The sequence below is a fragment of the Veillonella sp. genome (assembly GCF_015058545.1).
Taxonomy (GTDB): Bacteria; Bacillota; Negativicutes; order Veillonellales; family Veillonellaceae; genus Veillonella_A.
In genome coordinates this window covers 1-25,057 of record NZ_SVCB01000041.1, presented here as the reverse complement: position 1 = coordinate 25,057, position 25,057 = coordinate 1, and the positions used below count along the sequence as shown (strand labels likewise).

Genomic DNA, 25,057 nt, shown 5'->3' with positions numbered 1-25,057 from the left:
TCCTAATTTATGGGTACATGGGAACCAGCTTGAGCCCCGTTGTTTCTTCATAGCCGCAAGCGATGTTAAAGTTCTGAACGGCTTGACCGGCAGCGCCTTTTACGAGATTATCGATAGCGCTGAGGACGATGACGCGTCCGGTTCGTTCGTCAATATGCCAGGCAATGTCAATGAAGTTGGATCCTCGGACATATTTAGTATTTGGATAGGCATTGCGACCGAGTAATCGGACGAAGGGCTCCGTGGCGTAGGCTTTTTCAAAAGCTTGGCTTACGGCGTTCGGTGTGACGCCTTCGTTTAAGTTGGCATACGCCGTAGCTAAGATACCGCGGCTCATTGGCACTAAGTGAGGCGTAAAATTTAGCATTATCGGTGAACCGTTTAGCTTGCCGAGGGCTGCTTCAATTTCCGGTGTGTGGCGGTGGGTAGCTACGCCGTAGGCTTTAAAGGCGTCGTAGAACTCGGGATAATGGGTATCGAGTTTAGCACTTCGGCCCGCGCCGGAGGTGCCGGATTTAGCATCAATGATGATGGTATTAGTTTGAATCAGATGATTTTTTACTAAAGGAGCCAACGCCAGAATGGAAGCCGTTGTGTAGCAACCGGCATTACCGATGATTTTGGCGGATTTTATGGCTTCTCGGTTTAGTTCGGCTAAGCCATAGACGCTGGCCGCATCGGGATGAGTATGAGGTACATGGTACCACGCTTCATATACCTTGGTGTCACTGAAGCGGTAGTCGGCACCGAGATCGATAATTCGGACCTGTGTATCCGCTAAGGCTTTGCCGACGGCCATGGCATGTCCGTGAGGAAGTGCAATGAAAATAAAATCGCTGTCTTTGGCAATGGCTTCCAAATTATCCATACTTTCCAAAGTCAAATCGGTAATGCCTCGCATATGAGGATATACATCGGCCAAGGCTTGGCCGGTATGACTTTCCGAAGTAATATGGGTTAATGTGGCATTCGGATGCTGTAATATTAATTTTACGAGCTCGGCTCCGGCGTAACCGGTAGCACCGAGGATGCTGACTTTGGTCATATGAATCGCTCCTTTGTAGAATAGTTTTACACTTGCTGTAGGTATAATAATACGGTTTATGGTATTCGTTATGTATATTTACTTCTGAAAATTACGCAAAGATTAAAGAAATTCATTAATGGAAGATGAAGTAAATATACAGTTTGTTTGAATAAAAATTCTATGATTGGCATTATAGACCTAAATACATAAAAATGCAATAATTAATTATAAAAATTCCCGCAAAAATAGATAGAAGATTGACATGTTAAGTATGATGATATGTAATAAATCAGTAATTACAAAGAAAAACACCACCAGTTTACACTGATGGTGTTAAGAATTAATATGCAGTTTGAAGTTGATTTATTACAATCCCTAAGACATTGGTTTGAATATTATGGCTCAAAGAATGAGGTAATAATTTTAAACCGGGAACATGTAGTACGCAAATAGGATGGCCAGCGGCATGGTGACAGCGGATAAGAGGGTTGTAGACATAACAATCTGCGTGGCCAGTTCCGGGTTATTTTTCATTTCAAAGGCGATGAGCGCTGTATTTACCGCTGATGGCACGCTATAGGTAATAATAACGGCTTGGGCGGAAATCGGATTTACCGGTTCGTATAATACGATGTAAAGAAGCATAACAAAGGCTGCTAAGATTGGTCCACCGATAAGTCGCAAAGATGTAGTAACTAAAACGTCTTTTTTTAAGAAGTTATAAGGCGTACGACTCATTTGCACACCTAAGGTGATCATGGCCATGCCGACGAAGGCGTTGGCAAAAATATGAAGAGGCGACCATAATACCAAAGTTGTTAAATCGTACGGAATCAATCGCGCTAAGAGGGCAGCCGGAGCCGCGTAGAGTACGGGCATGTGGAATACTAATTTAAGGGCGTCGCGGCGCGTGAGCAAACCGGTGCCGGCTTGATAAAAGCCTAAGGTATTACAGAAGATTGTTTGAATAATAAAGGTGGCGATTACGCCTACGATGGCTGCATCCAAATAGGGCGTTTGGCCGTTTACGATATACGGCTCATTGGAAAATACGAAGGTGGCAATGGCGATGCCGATGTTACCGCCATTGTTGAACATGGTGGCGTTGCGGACGATTTGAGTTTTCTTGCGGTCATAACCAAGAAATTTGGATACCCCTAAAGCCATGAAACTGTTGGAAAACAGGATGATAAAGGCGCAGACGGATATACCGACACTTTCGAGGGTAAGATTAGCTGTATATAATGAGCGAAAAACGTAAGCCGGCAGTAAGATAAAGAAATTTAACTTACTTAATGAGCGTAAATCCAGATTGAATTTTTTATCTAATATAAAACCTACCGCTACTAAGGCTAAAATAGGTACAACACTTGTCCAAAAAATGTGAAAAAATAACCCCACGGTGATACCCTCCTTTGGTGTAAATCTATCTATACTATACCCAATTGAGTATAAAAAAACAACCTTTAAAAGGTCGCGGTTTTACTAGTAAATTGGTGAGTGAGCTTGATTTTTGTTAGCCATATAATAATGTGATTAAGTCCTTGGGTTAAATACCGCTAAAAAATAGGGAATTAAAACCTTTGATTTTATTTATATTTATGTCATAATAAGACTATAATAGGTTTACAAATAATCACTTATGTGATTATCCGGCGAATATATACTCTGTAATTTGAAGTGTAAACGCAGTATTAAGAGCCACATGATGGAGGCGAAGGAGGCAATGTACATGAAAGGGTACAAAAAGTTATTGTTGATTGCTATGAGTGCGATGGCATTGGTGGTAGCCGGTTGCGGTGGAACTGATACCGATAAAAAAGATGCGCAAGCTACTAAGTCTCAAACAATTACTGTATCGGCAGCGGCCAGTTTACAGGCTGCCGCTAATGAATTGAAAGATAATTTTGTGAAATCCCGTCATTTAGATCCTACTCAGATTACACTTAATTTCGGTGGTTCCGGAACATTGCGCCAACAGATTGAAAGTGGTGCGCCGGCCAGCATTTTTATTTCTGCTGACGAAAAAAATATGGCGCAGTTAAAAGAAAAGAATTTAGTGACGAAGGTAAAACCGTTGGTAGAAAACTCCTTGGTATTAATCGTACCTAAAGATAAACCAAAAATTACTATCGAACAATTACCTACCGTTAACCGTTTAGCTATCGGCACCGTTGAAACAGTGCCGGCCGGTAAATACGCTCAGCAGACTTTGACGAAATTAAACCTTTGGAATCAGGTAGAGAGCAAAATCGTTTACGCTAAGGATGTTAAGTCCGTGGGTGCTTATGTAGCGGAAGGTTCCGCTGATGCCGGTTTTGTATATAAAACCGATGCTATGGATTTGAAAAATCGTGTAGAAGTGGCAGCCGTAGCGCCAAGTGACAGTCATGATCCGATTCGTTACCCTATCGCTATTGTGACAAAATATGATAATGATTTGGCTCAGCAATTCTATGATTATTTAACGAGCAGTGAAGCACAGCAGATTTTACAAAAATACGGCTTCACCAGTGTAGCTAACAGTGCGAAATAAGATGACGCACGGTTATTGACAGAGTATATAAAGAGGCATAGGCGGTTCAGGTGCTGAACCGCCTATTGTAGATTATAGGGTTCGTTTGAAAGGTTGTGGCGTATGACTCCATTATGGTTGTCATTGGAAGTAGCTTGCATAGCACTGTTTAATATAATGGTAGTTGGCTTGTTGCTTTGTTATATATTAAAACGGTATTCGTTTCCCGGTAAGGCATTGATTGATTCCATCGTAACCTTGCCGCTTGTATTGCCGCCGGTAGTGGTTGGCTTTATGTTACTTGTTATATTTACACCGGGCAATAGTTTTGGGGCGTGGCTCGATGCTCATGGCTGGCAAGTCGTTTTTGCCAAAGCAGGGGCAGTCCTCGCATCTACCATTATCGGCTTCCCACTGTTTTATCAGACTGTACGTGCTGCTTTAAGTTCCATTGATCCGGCCGTTGAAGATGTGGCCCGAACCTTGGGCGCGTCGGAACTTCGTATTTTTTTTACTATTTCTATTCCGCTGGCTTGGAAAGGGATTCTAACGGGCAGTATCTTGGCCTTTAGTCGGGCATTGGGCGAATTTGGTGCGACCATTCTGATTGCCGGCAATATTCCGGGCGTAACGCGGACCATGCCTTTGGCGATTTATTCCTTGGTAGAGTTCGGCGATTATGAAGGGGCGTTCACTTTGGTTGTATATATTTGTGCGCTTACGCTCGGTTTATTGTGGACGGTTCACTTTATTACCAAAGGTTCCTTATTCCAGTTTCGGGATGAGCGGTAGGAGGCAGTATGATAGAATTTGATATTAAGGTACAGCGCCCTACTATTCTGGTGCAAGGTAAAGGCATATTGAGTGAAGGCATTACCGCGCTTACCGGGGCTTCGGGGAACGGGAAGTCCACGTTGATAAAAAGCTTGGCCGGACTGATTAAGCCGCAAGCGGGATTCATTAGTCATGACGGGACGTATTGGTTTCATAAGGAGAAGCATATATTTTTAAAACCACAGCGCCGAGAAGTGGGGTACATGCCGCAGGGAAACATCGTGTTTCCCCATATGAATGTGGTCCATAATATTACTTATAGTAAACGGGGGGATAAAGAACTGCTCAATCGTATTTTGGAGCGACTACATCTGGAACAATATACGAATACGAAGGCAGGTAATCTATCCGGCGGTGAACAGCAACGGGTAGCGCTGGGGCGGGCTTTATATGCCAAACCGTGTATTCTGCTCTTAGACGAGCCCTTATCGGCCTTAGATTGGACATTGCGTGAACAGGTACAGGATGATATTGTGAAAATCATCAAGGAATGGCGTATTCCTTGTTTATGGGTTACCCATAATGAAGCGGAAGCAAAAGCGGTCGGCGATAGTCGTTGGCAATTTAAGGACGGTCTATTGCATACATAACTATATATGATGTTAAGAGCGGCGCCGTATGACGCCGCTCTTTTGTGTGTGATTGTATCGGTCTTATTTCGTGATGTACCGGATGTTTGCCGTAAAAAAGAAAAGAGCCCCGAAAGGAGCCCTTTTCTTTTGGGTGAAACCACTTGGTTTCTATAGTATGTTACGCCACTTGGCGTTAACAACATGTGAACTTTTCATACATCGTGAGAGGAAATACTTATTTCCCTTATACTGCAACTAAATCATTAGTTAGCATACATAATTTTTTAGGAGTTCTATCTTCTATTTCGGTTCATCACTTGATGATTATAAGAGACAACACTTGTTGTATGCAATAAATGACACTCGTCGAAGGTTAAATAACACTTGTTTAATATAGGTTATAAGTTGCTCACTTGAGTATATACGAAAATTGTTACTTACTTTAAATTATAAAAGAGTTTCGTAGTGTTGGGAGAAGAAAGCCTGTGGATGAGCACATACAGGGCAAATCTGAGGAGCTTCAGTACCAACATGGATGTAACCGCAGTTAGCGCAAATCCAAGCAACCGGTTCTTCGCGTTTGAATACTTTACCGCCATTTACATAGCTTAAAAGATCAAGATAACGTTCTTCATGACGAGCTTCGATTTTACCAACTTGTTCGAAAAGGTATGCGATTTTAGCAAAGCCTTCTTCTTTTGCTACTTTAGCAAATTCAGGGTACATTTCAGTGTGTTCGTAGTTTTCACCGGCTGCAGCGTCTTTCAAGTTTACTGCAGTATCAGCGTTAACGTCGCCACCATGTAATAATTTGAACCAAACTTTAGCATGCGCACTTTCGTTTACAGCTGTTTCTTCGAAGAAGTCAGCAATTTTGTTCAAACCGGCTTTACGCGCTGCAGAAGCGTAATATGTATATTTACGGTTAGCTTGAGATTCACCGGCAAAAGCGGCCTGTAAGTTTTGTTCAGTTTTAGTACCTTTTAATTCTGACATATTAATCTCTCCTTTTTGTTGTGACAACTTTGACACAATTCATAATGTACTTACGAAATAAAGTAAAGAATTAAAATAGCTTAGAAATAAACTTTTATTTCACAACAATTCAAACTAATGAATAATCATTGTTGATTACATTATAGCCTATGAAATTGAGAAAATCAAGCCTAAAAGTTTGAAAAATTTAAAAAAGTTTTATTTGATAAGTCTTATCAATACGCGTGATTACTGACTTTTTGGAGCAGTAGCGCTTTAAAAACAGCATTATAGCCCTAAAAACTCAATTGAGAATGAATGTCAGTGATTCAAGTTGTTAAAATGAGAATACCTACATTTTAGTAGGAATTAAAAATTTTCGGCTCAATTGGGTAGGCAGCCGGATGGCTCTTTGAAATTGTAAATAAATGTAAAAAATTGCAAATATAACAGCGTTGTTACGTTTGATAATTTTTTAGCTAAATAATCCTTTATTTTGCATATAATGTATTCGGCAGGAAACTCTAAATGGTATATAATAAACATATTAGGATAGAATTAGTAAGCGTCCGTACTGTTATCAGACATATTTTGAATTGGTTGATTGTAAATCGAAGAAGGGAGACATGCAATGGCATTTGTACGATATTATGTTGGCGATGTGGTAAAAATGAAAAAATCCCATCCTTGTGGAAGCGCGGAGTGGGAAGTTAAGCGTATTGGTACAGATTTTACGATTGTTTGTCGCGGTTGCGGTCATCAAGTGATGTTATCGCGCCCTAAATTTGAAAAAGCGGTTAAAAAGATTGTGATTCGTTCAGCTGAAGCGGAGGCGGTCGAGGCAGCTAAAAAAGAAGCGGCTGCTAAGGCGAAAACGATGGCCCCAGCGGATGTGAATATAAGCTCGCCGATTAATGAGGCAGGAGGCGATACGGTTGATTAAGTTAACACCGTATGCCGCCAAGGGCGGTTGCGCTTGTAAAATAGGCCCCCATATATTAGACGCTGTACTCAAATCGGTTCAATTCCCTACGAATGACCATGTTTTGACGGCTATGGGCGGCGCCGAAGATGCGGGCGTATATGTGCTAAACGAAGAAGTCGGCTTAGTGCAGACGGTTGATTTTTTCACGCCCGTCGTAGACGATCCGTATACGTTTGGGCGCATTGCAGCGGCCAACAGCTTGAGTGATGTCTATGCCATGGGTGGACGTCCTTTGACGGCGCTGAATATTGTAGGCTTTCCGGTGCCCCTTGTGGAAGCAGGCGCTTTAACAGATGTGTTAAAGGGAGCCATGGCCACACTTGAAGAAGCGGGCGTAGTTGTATTGGGCGGTCACAGCATAGAAAATGAAACGCCCATCTTTGGCCTCGCCGTGACCGGCCAGGTGCAGCCAAATAAGGTTTGGCGTAATCGCGGTGCCCAAGTGGGCGATGCGCTGGTTTTAACAAAGGCCTTAGGTACGGGTATTATGAGTACGGCCTTAAAGGGAGACCTTTTTTCCGAGGGGACTGAAGCGGCTGTGGCGAGCATGAGTATGCTCAATAAAATGGCCTGTGAAGCGGCTAAAAACTTTACGGTTCATGCCTGCACGGATATTACAGGCTTTAGCTTGATGGGGCATGGCTCCGAAATGGCAAGTGGCAGCGATGTGTCGTTGGAAATTGAGACGGCAGCGTTGCCGCTATTTCCCCATGTAGTCGAAGCGGCCGAGATGGGCCTGGTGCCGGCGGCCACCTACGGAAATCGTAAAGCGATTACGGCTGTGTCCGGTTTAGTTGAATTGGAATCTGTGTGGAGTGATATTTGTTTTGATCCGCAAACGTCAGGGGGCTTGTTATTGGCTGTGCCCCTGTCAGAGACGGAAGAGTTGGTTAAATCCTTGCATCAAGCCGGTGTTCACGCGGCTAAGCAGATTGGCAAGGTGGTAGCGAGAGGAGATTTTGACGTTTATGTCCGATGAAGTTAAGGCGGTCTATGGAGCTGATTTACGCTCTATGACGGAAGTACCGAATGATGTGAAAAAAGAGTGGCTTGTAGAGGGCAGTATCGTCGTTGATATGCGCGGTTCTTTATGCCCCATGCCGGTGATTGCGACGAAGAAAGCTATGGAGGAGCATCCGGGAGCAGTTATTACAACTTTGGTAGATAATGAGGTCAGTCGTGATAATGTGACTAAGTTTGGCAAGTCCAGACAGTGTGAAGTGACCGTAGCGACTGATGGTAAAACACATTATTTAACTATGGTTCCGGCCGGTACACAGGCCAATGCCGTAGTTCCTGAAGCTGTAGTAGCTCAGGCTTCGGTCACAGAAGTCGTTGCGGAGGCTCCGAAGGATCCGGCAGCATCCGTTGCAGCGCAAAACTTCGGTGGCAAAGTCCTTTTAATGACTAAGGATTACCTAGGTGAAGGGAATGAAGAGTTAGGCCGCACTTTGATGAAAACCTTCATGTTCTGCCTGGCGGAATCTGATGTAAAACCGTTTAAAATCTATTTTATTAACAGCGGTGTAAAAATGGTGACGGAAGAATCACCCCATCTTGAAAACTTGAAGAACTTGGTTGAAGCGGGCGTCGACATAGCTGCTTGCGGTATTTGCCTTGATTTTTACGGCTTGAAAGAAAAAGTAGCGGTCGGCTCCATTACTAATCTTTATGCCATTACGGAAGCGATGCTCACAGAATCGATGGTAACCTTGTAATGTGGCATTGCCCGGATACGAGAAAGGCCGATTATGGAAAACTTAATAGTATTTACAAATTATTATTTTGCCTACAAGGCGGAAAAAATGTTGCAAGGTGAAGGTATTAAATTGCAACTCATTCCGACCCCGCCGGCATTGCATAATATGTGCGGTCTTTGTATTCTATGTGCCCAGGCTGACTTGGAACGAATTTTGGAACTATTACAAGCGGCACACATCACTCACTCGGGTTTGTATACATATGACCGAGCTTCTAAAAAATGTACTAAAGTGCAAATGCCTCAGGAATAATGGTTTGTATGGGTAAACAAATAACCGCCTGTTTGATACAGCTCTTTAAAAAGTGTATCCGACAGGCGGTTTTTAGTTGGTTTTGGCCTATAATGCTTGATTTTGGGGTTATATAATCTTTTGTTGGTGCCGATAAAGCGTATTCCGTAGAAGCAGACCGGCATTATTCATCAATAGAAAACTTTGTAGATGCAGAGGAATGATGGCTGCTTGCTTTGTTGGATTTAGAGCTGTGGGACGATGATGCTTCATCGGAAGTATTGTCGTCCTTGCTACCGGATTCAGTCGGTGGCGCCGCTTCCGTAATTTCCGCATCCGTTGCCGGTGTTTGCTGTAAATTTAAATTGGAATAATACGCCTTATCCGCTTCGCGGTTAGTGATTAAGCCCTGCTGTGTCATCAAAGTAAGAACCGTGCGTTGCCGCTCTTTAGCGCCTTTATAATTCGTTACCGGATTATAATAGGATGGCGCTTGCGGCATGCCGGCCAGTAATGCCGATTGGCCTAAAGTGAGTTTAGCCGGGGTGGTGTCAAAATAGCCCTTCGCAGCTTGCTCGATGCCGTAATAATTATTGCCGTAATAAATAGTATTAAGATACATCGTTAAGATTTCGTCTTTGGTGTAATACAATTCCATGAGGTAGGCCAAAATCACTTCTTCCACTTTACGCGACATGATGCGCTTGGAGGATAAAAAGAGGTTTTTTACCAGCTGTTGCGTGATTGTACTGCCACCTTCAACGGTGCGACCGGCCGTTACATTCGTGTAAAAGGCGCGACCGATGCCGAAAAGATCAATGGCTCCGTGTTCGTAGTATCGCTTATCTTCCGTGGCTACCAACGCATCCTTTAAGTTCTGGCTGATTTCGTTTCCTTTCACGCGTTGATTGTCAGGCACTCGCTGATCAAGAGCCGTTTCAACGGCTTCTTTGAAGTGGAACAAACGATTGATACGAGCGGTACGGCTCAATTGGTCCTCGGTGGACTCTAAGGTCTGCTCTTTCATCGTATAAGGGCTGCGTTGCTGGCCGGTTTCGTTTGGCGTATAGCCGGCAAACCAGTATAAACCAAGCCCCAATACGATGATAGTGATTAATAATTTAAATAATAGTTTCATGGCTCTATCATACCATATGTAAAAAAATAAGCTAGTGATTTTTACACTTATTCATAGTAAAATATAATAAATAAAATAAATACTATTATAGTTTTATAAGGAGGTTTCGATGAAGGGACGTATTGTTAGTGTTTCCTATTGGCCGGCGCCTCTTCGATATTATGAAGCGGTAGCGACTGATCGCAGTGCTTATAATGAAGTGATTGGCGCTATGGAGCAAGCGGCAGCAGCCATAAAAGCCAGCAAGCCGCAAACAATTTTAATATTGAGTCGCTATCATTTGACTTTAAATGATGCTATCGGCTACAGCTCGCAAGCCCGTTTGCGCGGTGCTATTTCCTTGGCCAATGGTACTACCTTTACGGTTGGTATGGAGACGGATAGTACATTTAACGCGGCTTTGCGCAAATCAAGCGAACGAATGGGGATTCCGTTGACCAGTATTTTGGACAGTTTGCCGATTATTTCCACCGATGATTATTTTTTGCATCATACAGCTACCATTCCACTTCATTTTCTGGCAGAACAGGGATTGGGGAATAAGCAGATTGTGCGCCTTACCATGGGCCGCTTAAGTTATGAGGAATTATACACGTTCGGTAAAGTCGTTCAATTGGCGGCCGAAGCGTCGGGGCGACAGGTAGCCGTTATCGGCAGTGCCAATTTATTGCCGAACCATTGGGTTAACGGTCGTGATAAAAACCTCGATACCAATATTAATGTTATGTATGCGTTGGGCGACCAACAACCGCGTGTTTTGCAGACTTTGGGCTACCCACCGGGCGAGGAATATTCTTTGCGTACCGCCTCATTTGTACTGGGCGCCGTGAGCGGTCTTAAAGCAACGGTAGGGACGCATCACTTCTCATCGGTGGCCGGTGAAACCTATGGCTTAATACAATATGATGTAAAAAAATAAAAAAGTTCTGTATTTTTTTACAAAAATACTTGCATTAATATTCACAACTATGTATAATGTTACACATGAAAGACAAGAACGTAAGTAACTGATTATTCAAAGAGGTGTTTATAATGAGTGATATTAAAAAAGTAGTATTAGCCTATTCCGGCGGTCTTGATACATCCGTAATTATTCCGTGGTTAAAAGAAAACTACGGCTGTGAAGTAATCGCTGTATGCTGTAACTTGGGACAACCTGAAGATTATGATGCGGTTGAAAAGAAAGCCATCAAATCCGGTGCTTCCAAAGCGTATATTCTTGATGTTCAAGAAGAATTCGTAGCCGATTACATTTGGCCAACTGTTAAAGCCGGTGCTGTATACGAAGGTAAATATTTATTAGGTACTTCCTTCGCTCGCCCTTTGATTGCCAAGAAATTGGTTGAAGTAGCTAAAGCCGAAGGGGCCGACGCTATTGCGCACGGTGCAACCGGTAAAGGTAATGACCAAGTTCGTTTTGAATTGACCATTAAAGCCTTGGCGCCTAATACTAAAATTATCGCTCCATGGCGTGAATGGGAGCTCAAATCTCGTGAAGATTGCATGGAATTCGCGGCTAAACACGATATTCCGGTAGTAGCCACTAAATCTCATCCATACAGCATGGACCAGAACGTATGGCATTTATCCCACGAAGGGGGCGATCTTGAAGATCCGGCTAATGCACCTAAAAACGATGTGCATTTAGTATGTAAATCTCCGGAAGAAGCACCTGATACACCAACCATGGTATCTATCGATTTTAAAGAAGGCGTGCCGGTAGCTGTAAATGGCAAAACAGGCACTCCACTTGAATTGTTACAGACTTTGAACGAATTGGGGGCCGCTAACGGTGTGGGTATCGTTGATATCGTTGAAAACCGTCTCGTAGGCATGAAATCTCGTGGTGTATATGAAAATCCGGGCGGCGCTATCATCATGTATGCGCATCGTGAATTGGAATACCTTTGCCTCGACCGTGCTACTTACCATTACAAAGAATTAGTGGCTAATAAATATGCAGAGCTTGTATATGACGGTATGTGGTTTGCACCATTGATGGCGGCTTTACAGGCGTTCGTAGATGAAACGCAGAAAACGGTAACCGGTACGATTAACTTGAAATTATACAAAGGCAACATCATCAGCGCCGGTGCGACATCACCTTATTCCTTATACAATCAGGAATTCGTAACATTTGAAGAAGATGATGTATATAATCAGGCAGACGCAGAAGGATTTATTAATCTCTTCGGCTTGCCACTTAAAATTAATGCTTTAATGAAAGAAAAGGCAGGTAAATAAATGGCTAAACTTTGGGGTGGCCGTTTTACAAAGGGAACTGACAAAGCGGTAGAGGACTTCACGTCCTCTATCGCTTTTGATGCCCGGATGTATGCGGAAGATATTGTCGGCAGTAAAGCACATGCGACAATGCTGGCGAAACAGGGAATTATTTCTCAGGCTGATTGCGATGCCATCGTAGCCGGTTTGAACGATATTTTGAAACAAATTGAAGCGGGCACGTTTGACTTCTCCGTAGCTCTTGAAGATATTCACATGAATATTGAAAAACGCCTTACCGATGCTATCGGTGAAGCGGGCGGTCGTCTCCATACGGGCCGTAGCCGTAATGACCAAGTGGCTGTTGATTTGCACATGTATGTGCGTAAAACGGTAGTTCACATGGGTGAACTGTTGGTCAATTTGCAAAAAGCACTCCTTGAAGTGGCTGAAAAGCACCAAGACGTGATTATGCCGGGCTACACCCATTTGCAACGGGCGCAGCCGGTACTTTTTGCCCATCATATGATGGCCTATTTCTCCATGTTCGGCCGTGATTTCGATCATTTGCCGCTTATCTATAAGCATGCTGATGTAATGCCTTTGGGCGCCGGTGCGTTGGCGGGTACAACGTATCCAATCGACCAAAGCTACACACAGGAACTCTTGGCGTTTAGCAAGATTTACGAAAACAGTATGGATGCGGTGAGTGACCGCGATTATGTGCTGGAATTTTTACATTTTGCCGCTACGACTATGATGCATTTGAGTCGTCTCAGCGAAGAGATGATTATGTGGTCCAGCACGGAATTCGGTTTTATTGAGCTCGATGATGCGCATTGCACCGGTTCCAGCATTATGCCGCAGAAAAAGAATCCTGATGTATGTGAACTTGTACGCGGTAAAACGGGCCGTATTTACGGCCATTTATTGGGCCTTTTGACAACCATGAAAGGCTTGCCGCTTACCTATAATAAGGATATGCAGGAAGATAAGGAAGGTATTTTTGATGCTATCGATACCTTGCAATTTGCCTTGTCGATTATGGCGGATATGCTTCGTCAGATGACCGTTAACGGTGAACGCACCTATTCCGTCTTAGCTAACGATTTCTCTAATGCTACGGATATGGCCGATTACTTGGCCAAAAAAGGTGTACCGTTCCGCGAAGCCCATGCTATCGTCGGTGAAGCGGTGCAGCATTGCATTCAGAATCATTGTGTTTTATTGGATTTGACCGTGGAAGATTTCAAAAAAATCTCCCCTGTATTCGAAGCCGATATTCTTGATGCAATTACCATTGAAGCCTGTGTGGCCGGTCGTAAAAATTACAGCGGCACAGCGCCTGAATGTGTGGCTCGTCAACGCAAAAACGGCGCGGCTCAAGTGGCCGAAGAAGAAGAGCAATTGGCTAAATGGGCAGCACAGCTTGAAACTGTAAATGTTTAATTTGAAGGCCGGTAGCCGCCTTAGAATGAGCTTTTGACGCCGGCTTACGTGGTACTTTTATGCCGGCTTACGAGCGACGTTTAATGCCGGCTTACGCTGTGCTTTTAATGCGGCATTTTTTACAGAGCCGTTCAATCATGTTATACTATATAGTGCATACCAAAAAGATGTTTAGATTTTTGGTGTGCACTATATTTTTACACCCTCTCGGTGAGGTATGGTGGGTTGGCCCAAAAATAAACAACAGGCTACGTTGTTCGGAACAATAATCACAGGCCTTGGCGAGATAAAAATTGAGGGAGGGATTACTATGCATACACCGTCGTTAACAAGAGAAGCCGCGTTGGCTTTGCTCAAGACATATAATAAAGAGCCGTTTCATATTCAACATGCCTTAACCGTAGAAGCGGTAATGCGCTGGTACGCCAATGAGCTTGGTTTTGGTGAAGAAGCAGATTATTGGGCTCAAGTAGGCCTTTTGCATGATGTGGATTTTGAAATGTATCCGGAAGAACATTGTGTTAAGGCGCAGGAGCTTTTAAAAGAAGCGGGCGTAGCTGACGATGAAATTTACTCTATCTGTTGTCACGGTTATGGCATCTGCATCGATTGGGAACCAAAAGAATTAATGGAAAACGTGCTCTACGCAGCCGATGAATTAACCGGCTTGATTGGGGCCGCTGCATTGATGCGTCCTTCCAAATCAACGCAGGATATGGAACTGAAGAGCTTAAAGAAGAAGTTCAAAGATAAGAAATTTGCCGCCGGTTGCTCGCGCGATGTTATCAAAAACGGCGCCGACCGCCTCGGTTGGGAGTTGGATGAGCTCTTAAGTAAAACCTTGGCAGCTATGCAGGCGTCGGAAGAGGCTATTGCCAAAGAATATGCCGCGCAGGTTACCGAATAACAGCTTGTGGTGCTAATTGGCAGCTAAAGTTTAATTTGATTGTTGATTCACTTAACAAATTGTGTAATCATTAGCCCTGTGAGGTGTTCACTGTCAATTGACAGCGGGTCAAACTTGAAATTTTTAGGCGGGGTGATTTTACATGTCTTTGTATAGTGGACACGCCCTGCTCTAGTTCGAAAAAAGTCATAATTATTTCGGAATAGGCCCCTAAAATTCCTAATTGGCATAGGAAAAAATAGACTAAAATTGAGACTTAATATGGTCAAAATAAATTCTCCTCGTTTAAAATATGAGATTTATATAGATTTCTTCAATTCGTGTAATATTTTTTGTCCGCCAATGGGGTAAATTTTGAGTAAAATTTTTAAAAAGTTAGGTATAATGCCCACTTTGAGAATTGCACCATGAAAAACACGGGCCGCCATTGATGGCGACTAGCTTTCGTGGACCTTTTTTATTGAAAAAAAGACTTTCATTAATTGTCAATAGATGTTAGAATAAGTCGTCAAATAAAATAAAGAGAAATACGTTTCATACGATACCACATCCACGCACAACCGCAAGGACTGGTATCGATAGCGGTCACTGATTATTAAGTTGTAGATGTTGAGCTACATTAGAAAGGGGATTGATACATGAAAACCACCGCTAAAAAAATGTCTGTATTCCAGCTTACGACCCTCGTTGCAGCAAATATGATGGGTGCTGGGATTATTATGTTGCCTACTAAACTTGCAGAAGTAGGAACCATTTCCGTTTTGTCTTGGCTGATTACAGCCGTAGGGTCCTTAGTATTGGCCCACATTTTCGCACAGTGCGGCATGTTCACAACTAAAACCGGTGGACTTGGCGGCTATGCAGAGTATTCTTTCGGCAAAACCGGACATTTTATGGCAAACTATGCTTATGCCATTTCACTTGTAATTGCAAACGTAGCGATTGCGATTTCCGCAGTAGGCTACGCAGCTGTTTTGTTTAATCTAACTTTAACGCCGGCGCAGATGAGTTTAGCAACTATCGTGCTTCTTTGGTTGGCTGCCGTTCTTAACTTCGGTGGTAATGCCAAAACCGGTCGTATAAGTAATATTACTGTTTGGGGAGCTATCATCCCGGTATTATTTATCAGCGTATTCGGCTGGTTCTGGTTTGACCCAAGTATGTATTCAGCTGTATGGAATCCGAACCAACTGCCTTTCTTTGATGCAGTTAGCGAATCCATCGCATTAACTCTTTGGGGTTTCTTGGGCTTTGAGTCCGCAGCAGCTAACATGGATGCTGTAGAAAATCCGAAGAAAAACGTACCAATTGCAACGTTCTTTGGCACATTAGCAGTAGCGGTGATTTATGTATTGTCTACTAATATTATGGCAGGGATTGTACCAAATGTTGATTTATTGAACTCCACTGCACCATTCGGTATGGTGTTCGCGCAGATGTTCAATGAAACTGTAGGCCAGATCGTTATGGCTTCCATGGTTATCTCTTGCTGCGGTGCTATCCTTTGCTGGCAGTTCACTTTATCTCGTGTGTTCAAAAGCTCTGCCGACGCAGGCTTGTTCCCTAAAGTGTTCAGCCGTGTAAACAAAGCTGATGCACCTGTACGTGGTTTATTGATTCTCTTAACGATTCAGTCCCTTTTGGCCTTCATGACCATGAACGAATCCTTAAGCCGTCAGTTTGAAAACCTCGTTAACTTGGCAGTAGTTACGAATGTATTCCCTTACATTCTCTGCTGTATTTCTGTTAATAAATTGTTAAAAGTTGAAGGCGCTTCCAAATTCACTCGTCGCAGCATCTATGGTTTGAGCGTAGTAGCATTAGCTTACTCCGTATACGCCATCTATGCATCCGGTGAAGGACCTATGATCGGTGGTACGATTGCTATTATCGTTGGCTATATTGTTTACCAATTAGCTTTCAATATTATTCCTCGTGCTGTTCGTTCTAAACGTAGTGTGGCTTAATCAGCCCGGACGTAGCGTGGCTTAATCAACCGAAATGTAGCGTAATCAACTGACCTATACGGACTGCAAACACTTCCGAGTGCTTGCAGTCCTTTTTGTTTTGCTTTATAGTAAAGATAGAGAGTTTTGAAAGTAGCTATTTTAAAAGTAGTTATTCTAAAAGTAGTTATTCTAAAAGCGGTATTTTGGCGTTTTACTTTGAAAAGTTATTTTTGAAGTGGAAAATTTTTAAGTTAAAAGAGATTCAATATAAAGAGAGTTTGTAGAGGTAAGAGGATATATGACTTTATTGCAGTTAAAATACATCGTAACCGTGGCCAAGCAAGGGTCTATTAATAAGGCGGCGAAAGAATTATTTATCGCTCAGCCCAGTTTAACAGCGGCCATCAAGGAATTGGAGCAGGAATTGGGAATTACCATTTTCTCCCGTACCAATAAGGGTGTCATCGTTTCGACGGCAGGGGAAGAGTTCCTCGGTTATGCCCGTCAGGTAATTGAGCAGACAAATCTGATTGAAGGAAAATATTTCGGTCAAGCTCCGGTTAAGCATCAATTTTGCGTATCCACCCAGCACTATTCGTTTGCTGTAGAAGCCTTCGTAGATGTTTTAAAAGCCTATGGCGGTGATGAATATGATTTCCGTATTCGTGAAACACAGACCTATGAAATTATTGAAGACGTAGCGCGCCTTCGCAGTGAAATCGGTATTTTGTACCTTAATGAGTTCAATGAAACGGTTTTACGCAAAGAGTTTAAGCGACATGATTTAACCTTCCATCCATTGTTTACCGCAAGACCTCATGTATTTATAAGCTCTTTTAGCCCTTTAGCATCTAAAGAGAAGGTTACCTTGGAGGATTTGGCACCGTTTCCACGACTTTCCTACGAACAGGGGGAGCATAATTCCTTCTATTTTTCAGAAGAAATTTTGAGCACCTGTGACAGTGCCAAAGATATTGTGGTGTGCGATAGAGCGACATTGTTTAACCTCTTAATCGGTCTCGACGGTTATACGATTTGTTCCGGTATTATCAGTGAAAAACTGAACGGTCCGAATATTTTGGCCATTCCGCTTGATGTGGATGAAAAAATTGAAATCGGCTATATCTTGCATAATAAGGTGGCAGCCGGTAAATATTGTCGTAATTATATTGAAGCACTTAAAAAGAATACGCAAAGTGTTTGATTAGGACACAAACCATAACGGTTAGCTATAGGTTTAAACTATATCTAACCGTTTTCTGTATATATTAGCCACAGAAGACAAAAGAACGTATAATAAATCCAGTCAGGGAAGTAAGCAGTGATTATAACGCTGCATAAGAGAGAGAGTTACGTGGGGGTTTTGAGTGAGCAGAGAGCGTAACTGAAAGAGAGTGCCTCGCGGGGTGAGAGCCGCAGGCAATACAATCTGTTTGATGGGGTGAGAGCCATCAGCAGATGGGGATATGATAATTTAATAAGATTCATGTAGTTTTGCATGAATAAGGGGAATCATACAAAAGACGGTTATGTCGGCAAATTTTACCGATATAACCGTCTTTTGTGTTTTTGTTTGCACTACATTATTATTTTGAGTTTTTGTCTTTCATTATTTCATCCATCTGGGATTCGCCCCAATCATATATGGATTGGAGGGCGGGCAGCAATAGTTTGCCTCGTTCCGCAATTGAATACTCAACGGTTGGCGGAATGGTATTGTACTGTTTTCTTGATATCAGCTTATCTTGTTCCAATTCCCGCAAGCACTTGGTGAGCATTGTGGCGGTAATGCCGACAACTTTTCGTTCTAGTTCCTTATAACGAAGTGTTTGGTTTTCGGCGTCGCATATATACCAGAGAATGGGAAGTTTCCATTTTTGGCCGATGACTTCCATGGCGTACAGGATGGGACAATCGGTGTCGTAAATATTTTTATCTTTAGGTAATGGTTTTTGTGTCATAGAGCCTCCTTAGTATACTTTTTATATTGACAAAGAAAAAACACCCTTCTTGTTTTTCTGTTGTAAATAATTATAATGTAGACATAGATAAAAATCAATGTGATTTAATATAATTCATAATACTAAGGAGTGTGAAATTAATGAAAAGTCTTTTTAATACAATTGAATTAAAAAATTTGAAAGCAAAAAATCGTTTGGTTCGTTCCGCTACTTGGGAAGGTTTAGCTAATCGCGACGGCAGTGTGACGGAAAAAGCGTATGAGATTTATGATGAGTTGGCCAAAGGTGGTGTTGGTATCATTATTACCGGGTTTACCAGCGTGGCCGCCAATGATTACTATTTTGACGGCATGATGCGACTTTCGGATGATGCGCTGATTCCGCAATATAAGAAACTTACCGATGTAATTCATGCCCAAGACGTGCCGGTGATTACCCAGTTAGCGCTTGGTGCCTATTACCGTGAAACGAACGGTCGTTTTGAACAGGTTGAGCCGGATAATATGACGCTAGAAGAGATTCATATGGTGCGCGACCAATTTATTGAAGCCGGTGTCCGTGCGGCTAAAGCCGGCTTTGACGGGGTGCAAATTCACGTAGCTCATTTCTTCTTTTTAAGTCGTTTTGTATCGCCCGCAGTCAATCATAGAACCGATGAATACGGTGGCAGTGTAGCTAACCGTACCCGCTTGGTGGTGGAAATTTTAAACGGTATTCGTGAAAAAGCCCCACAATTGCATATTACGGCAAAAATTAACAGCAGTGATTTTACCTATGGTGGTTTAGACGAAGCTGAAAGCTTGGTTATGTGCCGCTTACTGGCCGAAGCCGGTATTGACTCCATTGAGGTGAGCGGTAACGGTACGTCCGTGGCCGGTATTCGCCCACATAAAAACGAAGCCTATTTCTTGAAATTTGCCGATAAATTGGCTAAATCTGTGGATACGCCGATTATTTTGGTCGGTGGTTTACGCAGTCTCGATACGATGGAAGAAGTCTTAAATAAAACTAAAATTGAAATGATTTCTTTGTCTCGCCCCCTTTTGCGAGAACCGGATTTACCCAATAAAATGAAAAGCGGTGAAGCCTTAGAGGCAAAGTGCATATCTTGTAATGCTTGCTACGCCTCATCGTTCCATCAGTGTATTTTTAGAAAGAGTGATAATGTATGAAGTTTCGTTTGGATGTGCCGACGAAGTGCGGTGTGGTTCTAAACGGCGTTCTTTTTCGTCAGGAAGAGAAGCGGACGTCAGATACTGTGATGATTGCCATCACGGGCATTCACGGTAATTTTTATTCCAATCCGTTTTATTATAATATCGGGGATACCCTTAATAGTGGAAACATTGATTTTATCTATGCCCAGACAAATGATGCGTTTGGTGAGATTCCTACCGTGAATGTGCATACAGGCAAAGAGGAACTTATCGGATCGTGGAATGAGCGCTTTGCCTATACGGATGAAGATATTGATGCTTATCTGACCTTTGCGGAGAACGCCGGTTATAAGCATATTATTCTGGCCGGTCATTCCTTGGGGGCCAATAAGGTTATCTATTATCTGTCGCGTCATCATGACGAACGGGTGGAGCGCTTCTTTTTACTGTCTCCTGCTAACCTGACCTATATGATGTCGGGTGTTACAGCCTATGAAAAACAACTGATTAAAGATCAAGTTGAGCGCGGTGATGGGGATAAACGATTGCTGTTTCCTTTTATGGGCTGGGTGGATTGCATAGCTCATACGGCATGGGATTGGCAATTTTCAGGGTTGCTCAATAATGTGCATACCTCGCCGAAGGGCGACTTTTCACAAGCTGCCAACATCTCCCATACAGGGGCGTTATTGGTGGGAACGTACGATAATTTTACGGATGGCGATCCGTCGGAGTTTTTACGCAATTTGAATAATCATATGCCCACGGCTGCCAAGAATTCCTTGATTTTTATTGAAAAAACCGGTCATACCTATCAGATGAAACATCAGGAAGTTGCCGACCGCATTCTGGAGCAGTTACAAGAATGGAGGGAGCAGTAATGCCGTTTGTAATGGCGAAAGTTAATACACCTGTTAGTCATGAACAGGAGACAGTTATTAAATCGCGCATGGGCAAAGCTATTGAGCGTGTGCCGGGTCTGAGTGAAAATTATTTATTGTTTGGGCTCGAAGCTGAAAACCATCTCTACCTTCGCGGTGACGGACAGCAGAAAATTGCCTATATAGAAGCGAGCCTTTTCGGTAATGAAGCCCATGTCGGGTTTAGTGACTTCGGCGCTGAGATGACAGCTGCCTTTCAGGATGTTTTAGGTATTCCGGCACAAAATATTTATATTAAGTTTGATGATATTAAGGCGTGGTCGGTGGGCGGACAGTTTATTGACCGCAACGGCTACTGATGAATGTTATGAAAAAGATTATCCTTATAACGTTTACAGATTCCATGATGGGTCTTTCCTATGAGCAAGAACCGGTTTATGAAAAACTGGCGAATCATTATGGTGATGAGCTTGTATTTAAGTATGTAATGAGTGGGCTTGTGCGTGATGTGGCGGATTTTATGCTGCCCCAAGAATTGGCGTTGCCGCCGGAAGAAGGTATTCGTGTATATAATAAGCGCTTGGCGCAGATTTATAAAGGCGAGGAATATATCGGCGGGCTACCTATTAATATGGAGGGGTTTCACCTCTTTGATGTGGAACACAGATCATCGTATCCGCTGTGCATTGCTTACAAGGCGGCTCAGCTTTGTGACCCCGTGAAGGCTGATGAGTTTTTGCTTCGCTTGAGACGGGCGACGATTGTAGAGACGCGGCAGACTACGCGAACCGACGAGTTAGTAGCGGTAGCTAAGGCTTCCGGTTTAGATAGCGATGAATTTCTTCGCTATTTTGAAAACGGCAGTGCCGCCAAGGCTTTTGAAGAAGATCTTCGCTTGCGACATGCTTTGGACATTCGCAGTTTGCCGACCTGTCTTATTGAGTACGGTGAAAAAGCAGCCCTTGTGAATGGGCTGGCAAGCTATGAAGAATTTGTAAATATCATAGAAGGTATGAAAGCATGAGTGCCATATAAAATAAAAATGCCGCATCGGGTTTGATGCGGCATTTTTGATGCATAAAATTAAATTTTTAGGTGTCTATTCGTCTTCTTCCGGCAATTCTTTAATTACACGGGCCGGTACACCGCCGACTACAGTATTAGACGGCACGTCTTTGGTTACAACTGCTCCGGCGGCGATGACAACGTTATCGCCGATAGTTACACCGGGAAGAATTGTTACATTACCACCAATCCATACATCATTACCGATGGTTACCGGTGTAGCTATGGCCATGTGATTGCGGCGTTCGCTGGCTTTTAGGGGATGATTGACTGTTATAATGAGCGTATTCGGGCCAATCATAACATTATCGCCAATGGTTACCGGTGCAATGTCCAGAATAACACCGTTGAAATTAATTAGAAAATTGTCACCTACGAAAATGTTTTTGCCATTATCACAGACAAAGCGAGGCAATATGACCGGATTTTTGCCGACTTTACCAAATAAATTGCGGATTACGGTCTCGCGAGCTTCATAGTCGGCGGCGCTGATGGAGTTTAACTTCTCACAACCTTTTACGGCATTTAGTTTAAGAGCGTCTACTTCGGGATCCATAAAATTATAAGGCAAACCGGCGTTTAATTTTTCAAGTTCAGTCATATGTCCTCCTTTTGTTGTGCGTTAGCATTGAAAATTAGCGATAGGATTTTTCAAAAATAGTTAAATAATCTTCGGCCGAGAGAGGTAACGGATCGGCTGTAATATCGCCGCCTAATACATCGGCAATACGCTGCGGATATGTTTTTAGTTCTTCTTTAGTAATTCCGTAGTCACTCATTTTGAGTGTATCACAATTAATAGAGGCCAGTAAATTGTCTAAGGCGGCTATAAAATCTTTGCCTGAAGCAGCGTCTTTTACCCCCATGGCATTGGCCATCTTAATCATAGGTTCTTCGGCGGCCTGACGTTCGGCGAAGAAATCGTAATATTCGTGAGCAATCATAATGAGGCCGGCACCGTGCACGAGATCCTCATGATAACTACCCATAATATGTTCCATAGTATGTGGTGAAGTGCAGAGCATATAGTAGCCTGCTAAGGTATTGGCAATTGCCATGTGATAACGAGCTTCTTTATTGCTGCCGTCTTTATAAGCCTGTGGCAAGTATTTGGCGATTAATTCAATCGCTTTTAAGGCAAACATTTCGCCCATTACATGCTCGTTTTTATTAATCACACTTTCGGCAGCGTGAAAAAAGGCATCCATACCTTGGAAGGCTGTAAATTTAGGCGGTACACTCATCATCAAATCAGGATCAACGATACTTAAGGTTGGGAACATGGATGGGAAGAAAATGCCTGTTTTTTCTTTTAATTCATCATCGGAGATAACGGCGGCAATATCTACTTCACTGCCTGTGCCGGCCGATGTGGTGATGGCTACAATCGGTGCTGCATCATAGGGCGCCGTTTGCTTACCGCCGGCTTGGCTGAGTGAATAGTCCCAAATTTCGCCGGGATTTGTCATCATGAGGGCGATACATTTGGTAGCATCCATGACAGAACCGCCACCTAAGGCAATAACGAAGTCACAACCTTCTTGTTTGGCCATAGCGGCACCATCTGTTACGTTTTGACGCGTTGGATTTGGTCGAATTTGATCAAATACGGCATAATCCACACCGGCTGTTTTAAGTTCATCAATTACACGGTCTAAATATCCGTATTTTTTAGTAGATGAACCGTTTGAGGTAATGATTAATGCTTTTTTACCGGGCAAATTTTGTTCGTGCAAATGATTTAACTGACCAAAACCGAATAATACTTTAGTAGGCATGTTAAAAATAAACTGTTTCATAATAGGACCCTCCTTGTAATAGGAATCTTCTTGTTAACGTGTACCCACAGTATAATCGTCTTTTGGGATACTGACGACGGTAAAACGTAAGATATATAGTGGCAAATCTTAAGATAGATGATATACTGTAAAGAAGATTACGTAGAACTAGAAAGGTATTAGGCATCTAATATGGCAAAAAAACGTAAGGATAAAGAGAAATTGAAGAAGGCGATGAAGAAGCTTTCTAAAAAGGCAGAAAAGAAAAAGAAGAAGCTTAAGAAAAAAAAGCAAAATAAAAAGAAAAATAAAAAACTACATAACAAGAAGCTAAAAAAGAATAAGACAACGGATATAGCCATAAAAGGGGAGACAGCTATGGCGGAATCAGTGAAAGAGGAAGCAAGAAATAGCAAGGTGTTGTCAGCAGCCGTAACAAAAGAGGCGGCGGCAGTAGCCATTAAACAGGGTGAAACCAAAAGTGAAGAGAGTAAACCTGAAAATGACAAAGCTGCCATTGTAGAGGAAACGCCTATTTCACAGGAGCAACAAGCCTTGGAAGCGGCCTTCACCAAACTGGGTAATGCCTTTATTACTGAACACTGGCCGAAGTTAAGAGCCTTCGGCGACACTCATCCGCAACGGGCCTATCAGTGGCCGGGCAAAGAGGACGAAACTATCATGATTTGCGTTTTTAAAGGGCAACATATTGAAGAGGCTTTTCATCGTCACGATTTCTTCTTCTTAAATTTTGCCTATCAGGGGGATTATGGGGCACTGAGCTATACGCAGGATAACTATATTAAAGTCAAAGAAAATGAATGTTATATCGGGCAGCCCTATACGGGCTATGCCCTTCAAGGTGACAGTAAGGAAGAAATTATAATCATCGGCGTTTTAATTCAAAAAGAAGCCTTTTTTAAAACATTCTTCCCTATCCTGGCGGCTGATCAAAAAGTGTTTAATTTTTTCTTGGAGCCGCAGAATAATGAATTTTCTGAAAACTTCATTCATCTGCACTTTCAAAAGCCTCACTATGTGCGTCGTTTGTTGGAATTAATGGTGCTTGAATTTGCTGAATCGGCCGAGGATACACAAGCTATTTTGCAATCACTGGTGGCGGCCTTGCTGTTGGGCGTGGCACGTGAACAAAAGGCACAGCAACAGGCGGCCGATAATGGCAATTCAAGCAGTCTCATCGATCAGATTATGCAATATATCAGCACCCATGTAGATTCGGTTTCGTTGAAACAAATGGCCGCCGATTTGGCGTATCATCCGAATTATATTTCTAATTTGATTCGCCAGGAAACGGGGCAGTCCTTTAGTGAAATTGTGACGGCCCATCGCATGGATAGAGCCGCGTCACTGCTTCGCGGTACTGATTTGTCGGTTGAAATGATTGCCGGTATGCTAGGATACAGTAACACCAGTAATTTTTATAAGGCATTTAAAAAACACTTTAATACTTCGCCTAGAAGCTATGTTGAACAATAAATTATGACATGAAAAAGCCCCGCTTACAGTTAGTTTTGTAGTGACCCCAAAAAGTTAGACTTTTATTTCCGAGAAGCCTGAATAGGTTTCTCGGAATTTTTTATGCTACTGTATTCTTTAAGCGATACTTTACCGGACTTAGCCAATTCAACT

24 protein-coding genes and 1 pseudogene are annotated in these 25,057 nt (G+C 42.8%); 18 read left to right on the top strand and 7 right to left on the bottom strand.

All coding sequences use genetic code 11. The features are described from left to right. Window positions 1-7 precede the first annotated feature (7 nt). The gene (argC, locus tag E7204_RS02515) at window positions 8-1,045 is read right to left on the bottom strand and encodes an N-acetyl-gamma-glutamyl-phosphate reductase (protein ID WP_295181241.1); all 1,038 of its coding nucleotides are present in this window, start codon (window positions 1,043-1,045) and stop codon (window positions 8-10) included. Window positions 1,046-1,450: 405 nt separating this feature from the next. Beyond that, on the bottom strand, window positions 1,451-2,428 hold the full coding sequence (locus E7204_RS02510; RefSeq protein ID WP_295181239.1) for an AEC family transporter: 978 nt from the start codon (window positions 2,426-2,428) through the stop codon (window positions 1,451-1,453). A 331-nt stretch (window positions 2,429-2,759) separates the two neighbouring features. Here E7204_RS02510 and modA point away from each other — a divergent pair, with 331 nt between their 5' ends. The 3 genes from modA (at window position 2,760) to E7204_RS02495 (ending at window position 4,966) form a co-directional block, all read left to right on the top strand. Beyond that, window positions 2,760-3,563 carry a molybdate ABC transporter substrate-binding protein gene (gene modA, locus E7204_RS02505; RefSeq protein WP_295181237.1) on the top strand — a complete coding sequence of 268 codons (804 nt, stop codon included), beginning with the start codon at window positions 2,760-2,762 and terminating at the stop codon, window positions 3,561-3,563. Window positions 3,564-3,665: 102 nt separating this feature from the next. Then, window positions 3,666-4,334, top strand: a complete 669-nt coding sequence (modB, locus tag E7204_RS02500) for a molybdate ABC transporter permease subunit (protein WP_295181235.1) — start codon at window positions 3,666-3,668, stop codon at window positions 4,332-4,334. An 8-nt stretch (window positions 4,335-4,342) separates the two neighbouring features. Continuing rightward, window positions 4,343-4,966, top strand: coding sequence for an ATP-binding cassette domain-containing protein (locus E7204_RS02495; protein WP_295181233.1), 624 nt, complete (start codon window positions 4,343-4,345; stop codon window positions 4,964-4,966). Between the two features lie 429 nt (window positions 4,967-5,395). Here E7204_RS02495 and rbr read toward each other — a convergent pair whose 3' ends face one another. Next, entirely contained in the window at window positions 5,396-5,944 is a 549-nt protein-coding gene (rbr, locus tag E7204_RS02490) for a rubrerythrin (RefSeq protein ID WP_295181231.1), read from the bottom strand. A gap of 610 nt (window positions 5,945-6,554) precedes the next feature. Here rbr and E7204_RS02485 point away from each other — a divergent pair. From E7204_RS02485 to E7204_RS02470, 4 genes and pseudogenes are all read left to right on the top strand, one after another. Beyond that, window positions 6,555-6,734, top strand: a pseudogene (locus tag E7204_RS02485) (DUF951 domain-containing protein); the annotation flags it as partial. Window positions 6,735-6,858: 124 nt separating this feature from the next. Continuing rightward, entirely contained in the window at window positions 6,859-7,887 is a 1,029-nt protein-coding gene (gene selD, locus E7204_RS02480) for a selenide, water dikinase SelD (RefSeq protein WP_295181229.1), read from the top strand. Window positions 7,888-7,921: 34 nt separating this feature from the next. Beyond that, on the top strand, window positions 7,922-8,626 hold the full coding sequence (gene yedF, locus E7204_RS02475) for a sulfurtransferase-like selenium metabolism protein YedF (protein ID WP_295181302.1): 705 nt from the start codon (window positions 7,922-7,924) through the stop codon (window positions 8,624-8,626). A gap of 33 nt (window positions 8,627-8,659) precedes the next feature. Next, window positions 8,660-8,920: a DUF3343 domain-containing protein gene (locus E7204_RS02470; protein ID WP_295181227.1), complete on the top strand. Its 261-nt coding sequence runs from the start codon at window positions 8,660-8,662 to the stop codon at window positions 8,918-8,920. 163 nt (window positions 8,921-9,083) lie between these two features. Here the strand turns inward: E7204_RS02470 and E7204_RS02465 are convergent, their stop codons facing one another. Further along, a complete protein-coding gene (locus tag E7204_RS02465; RefSeq protein ID WP_295181225.1) occupies window positions 9,084-10,037 on the bottom strand; it encodes a biosynthetic peptidoglycan transglycosylase in 954 nt (317 codons plus the stop codon). Window positions 10,038-10,146: 109 nt separating this feature from the next. On the opposite strand from E7204_RS02465, the gene E7204_RS02460 reads away from it, so the two are divergent. The 6 genes from E7204_RS02460 (at window position 10,147) to E7204_RS02435 (ending at window position 17,769) form a co-directional block, all read left to right on the top strand. After that, window positions 10,147-10,956, top strand: coding sequence for a hypothetical protein (locus E7204_RS02460; RefSeq protein WP_295181223.1), 810 nt, complete (start codon window positions 10,147-10,149; stop codon window positions 10,954-10,956). A 113-nt stretch (window positions 10,957-11,069) separates the two neighbouring features. Beyond that, entirely contained in the window at window positions 11,070-12,281 is a 1,212-nt protein-coding gene (locus E7204_RS02455) for an argininosuccinate synthase (protein ID WP_295181221.1), read from the top strand. Beyond that, window positions 12,282-13,709 carry an argininosuccinate lyase gene (gene argH / locus E7204_RS02450; protein WP_295181219.1) on the top strand — a complete coding sequence of 476 codons (1,428 nt, stop codon included), beginning with the start codon at window positions 12,282-12,284 and terminating at the stop codon, window positions 13,707-13,709. Between the two features lie 310 nt (window positions 13,710-14,019). After that, window positions 14,020-14,616: a hydrolase gene (locus E7204_RS02445; RefSeq protein ID WP_295181217.1), complete on the top strand. Its 597-nt coding sequence runs from the start codon at window positions 14,020-14,022 to the stop codon at window positions 14,614-14,616. Window positions 14,617-15,254: 638 nt separating this feature from the next. Next, a complete protein-coding gene (potE, locus tag E7204_RS02440) occupies window positions 15,255-16,583 on the top strand; it encodes a putrescine-ornithine antiporter (RefSeq protein ID WP_295181215.1) in 1,329 nt (442 codons plus the stop codon). Window positions 16,584-16,863: 280 nt separating this feature from the next. After that, window positions 16,864-17,769, top strand: coding sequence for a LysR family transcriptional regulator (locus tag E7204_RS02435; protein ID WP_295181213.1), 906 nt, complete (start codon window positions 16,864-16,866; stop codon window positions 17,767-17,769). A gap of 382 nt (window positions 17,770-18,151) precedes the next feature. On the opposite strand, the gene E7204_RS02430 is transcribed toward E7204_RS02435, so the two are convergent. After that, on the bottom strand, window positions 18,152-18,526 hold the full coding sequence (locus E7204_RS02430; RefSeq protein WP_295181211.1) for a helix-turn-helix domain-containing protein: 375 nt from the start codon (window positions 18,524-18,526) through the stop codon (window positions 18,152-18,154). A 140-nt stretch (window positions 18,527-18,666) separates the two neighbouring features. On the opposite strand from E7204_RS02430, the gene E7204_RS02425 reads away from it, so the two are divergent. Genes E7204_RS02425 through E7204_RS02410 form a run of 4 tightly spaced genes read left to right on the top strand, consistent with a single transcriptional unit; the run spans window position 18,667 to window position 21,588 of the window. After that, a complete protein-coding gene (locus tag E7204_RS02425) occupies window positions 18,667-19,698 on the top strand; it encodes an NADH:flavin oxidoreductase (RefSeq protein ID WP_295181209.1) in 1,032 nt (343 codons plus the stop codon). Then, window positions 19,695-20,564 (top strand): alpha/beta hydrolase, encoded by an 870-nt coding sequence (locus tag E7204_RS02420; RefSeq protein WP_295181207.1) that lies wholly within the window; start codon window positions 19,695-19,697, stop codon window positions 20,562-20,564. The genes E7204_RS02425 and E7204_RS02420 overlap by 4 nt, the downstream gene beginning before the upstream one ends. Next, window positions 20,549-20,923: a hypothetical protein gene (locus tag E7204_RS02415; RefSeq protein WP_295181205.1), complete on the top strand. Its 375-nt coding sequence runs from the start codon at window positions 20,549-20,551 to the stop codon at window positions 20,921-20,923. The genes E7204_RS02420 and E7204_RS02415 overlap by 16 nt, the downstream gene beginning before the upstream one ends. Before the next feature lie 8 nt (window positions 20,924-20,931). Then, entirely contained in the window at window positions 20,932-21,588 is a 657-nt protein-coding gene (locus E7204_RS02410; protein WP_295181203.1) for a DsbA family protein, read from the top strand. Window positions 21,589-21,663: 75 nt separating this feature from the next. Here the strand turns inward: E7204_RS02410 and E7204_RS02405 are convergent, their stop codons facing one another. Both E7204_RS02405 and E7204_RS02400 read right to left on the bottom strand, forming a co-directional pair. Further along, entirely contained in the window at window positions 21,664-22,230 is a 567-nt protein-coding gene (locus tag E7204_RS02405; RefSeq protein WP_295181201.1) for a sugar O-acetyltransferase, read from the bottom strand. Between the two features lie 34 nt (window positions 22,231-22,264). After that, window positions 22,265-23,428 carry an iron-containing alcohol dehydrogenase gene (locus E7204_RS02400; RefSeq protein ID WP_295181199.1) on the bottom strand — a complete coding sequence of 388 codons (1,164 nt, stop codon included), beginning with the start codon at window positions 23,426-23,428 and terminating at the stop codon, window positions 22,265-22,267. 171 nt (window positions 23,429-23,599) lie between these two features. Between E7204_RS02400 and E7204_RS02395 the strand changes: the two genes are divergently transcribed. Beyond that, the gene (locus tag E7204_RS02395; RefSeq protein WP_295181197.1) at window positions 23,600-24,904 is read left to right on the top strand and encodes an AraC family transcriptional regulator; all 1,305 of its coding nucleotides are present in this window, start codon (window positions 23,600-23,602) and stop codon (window positions 24,902-24,904) included. Window positions 24,905-25,057 lie beyond the last annotated feature (153 nt).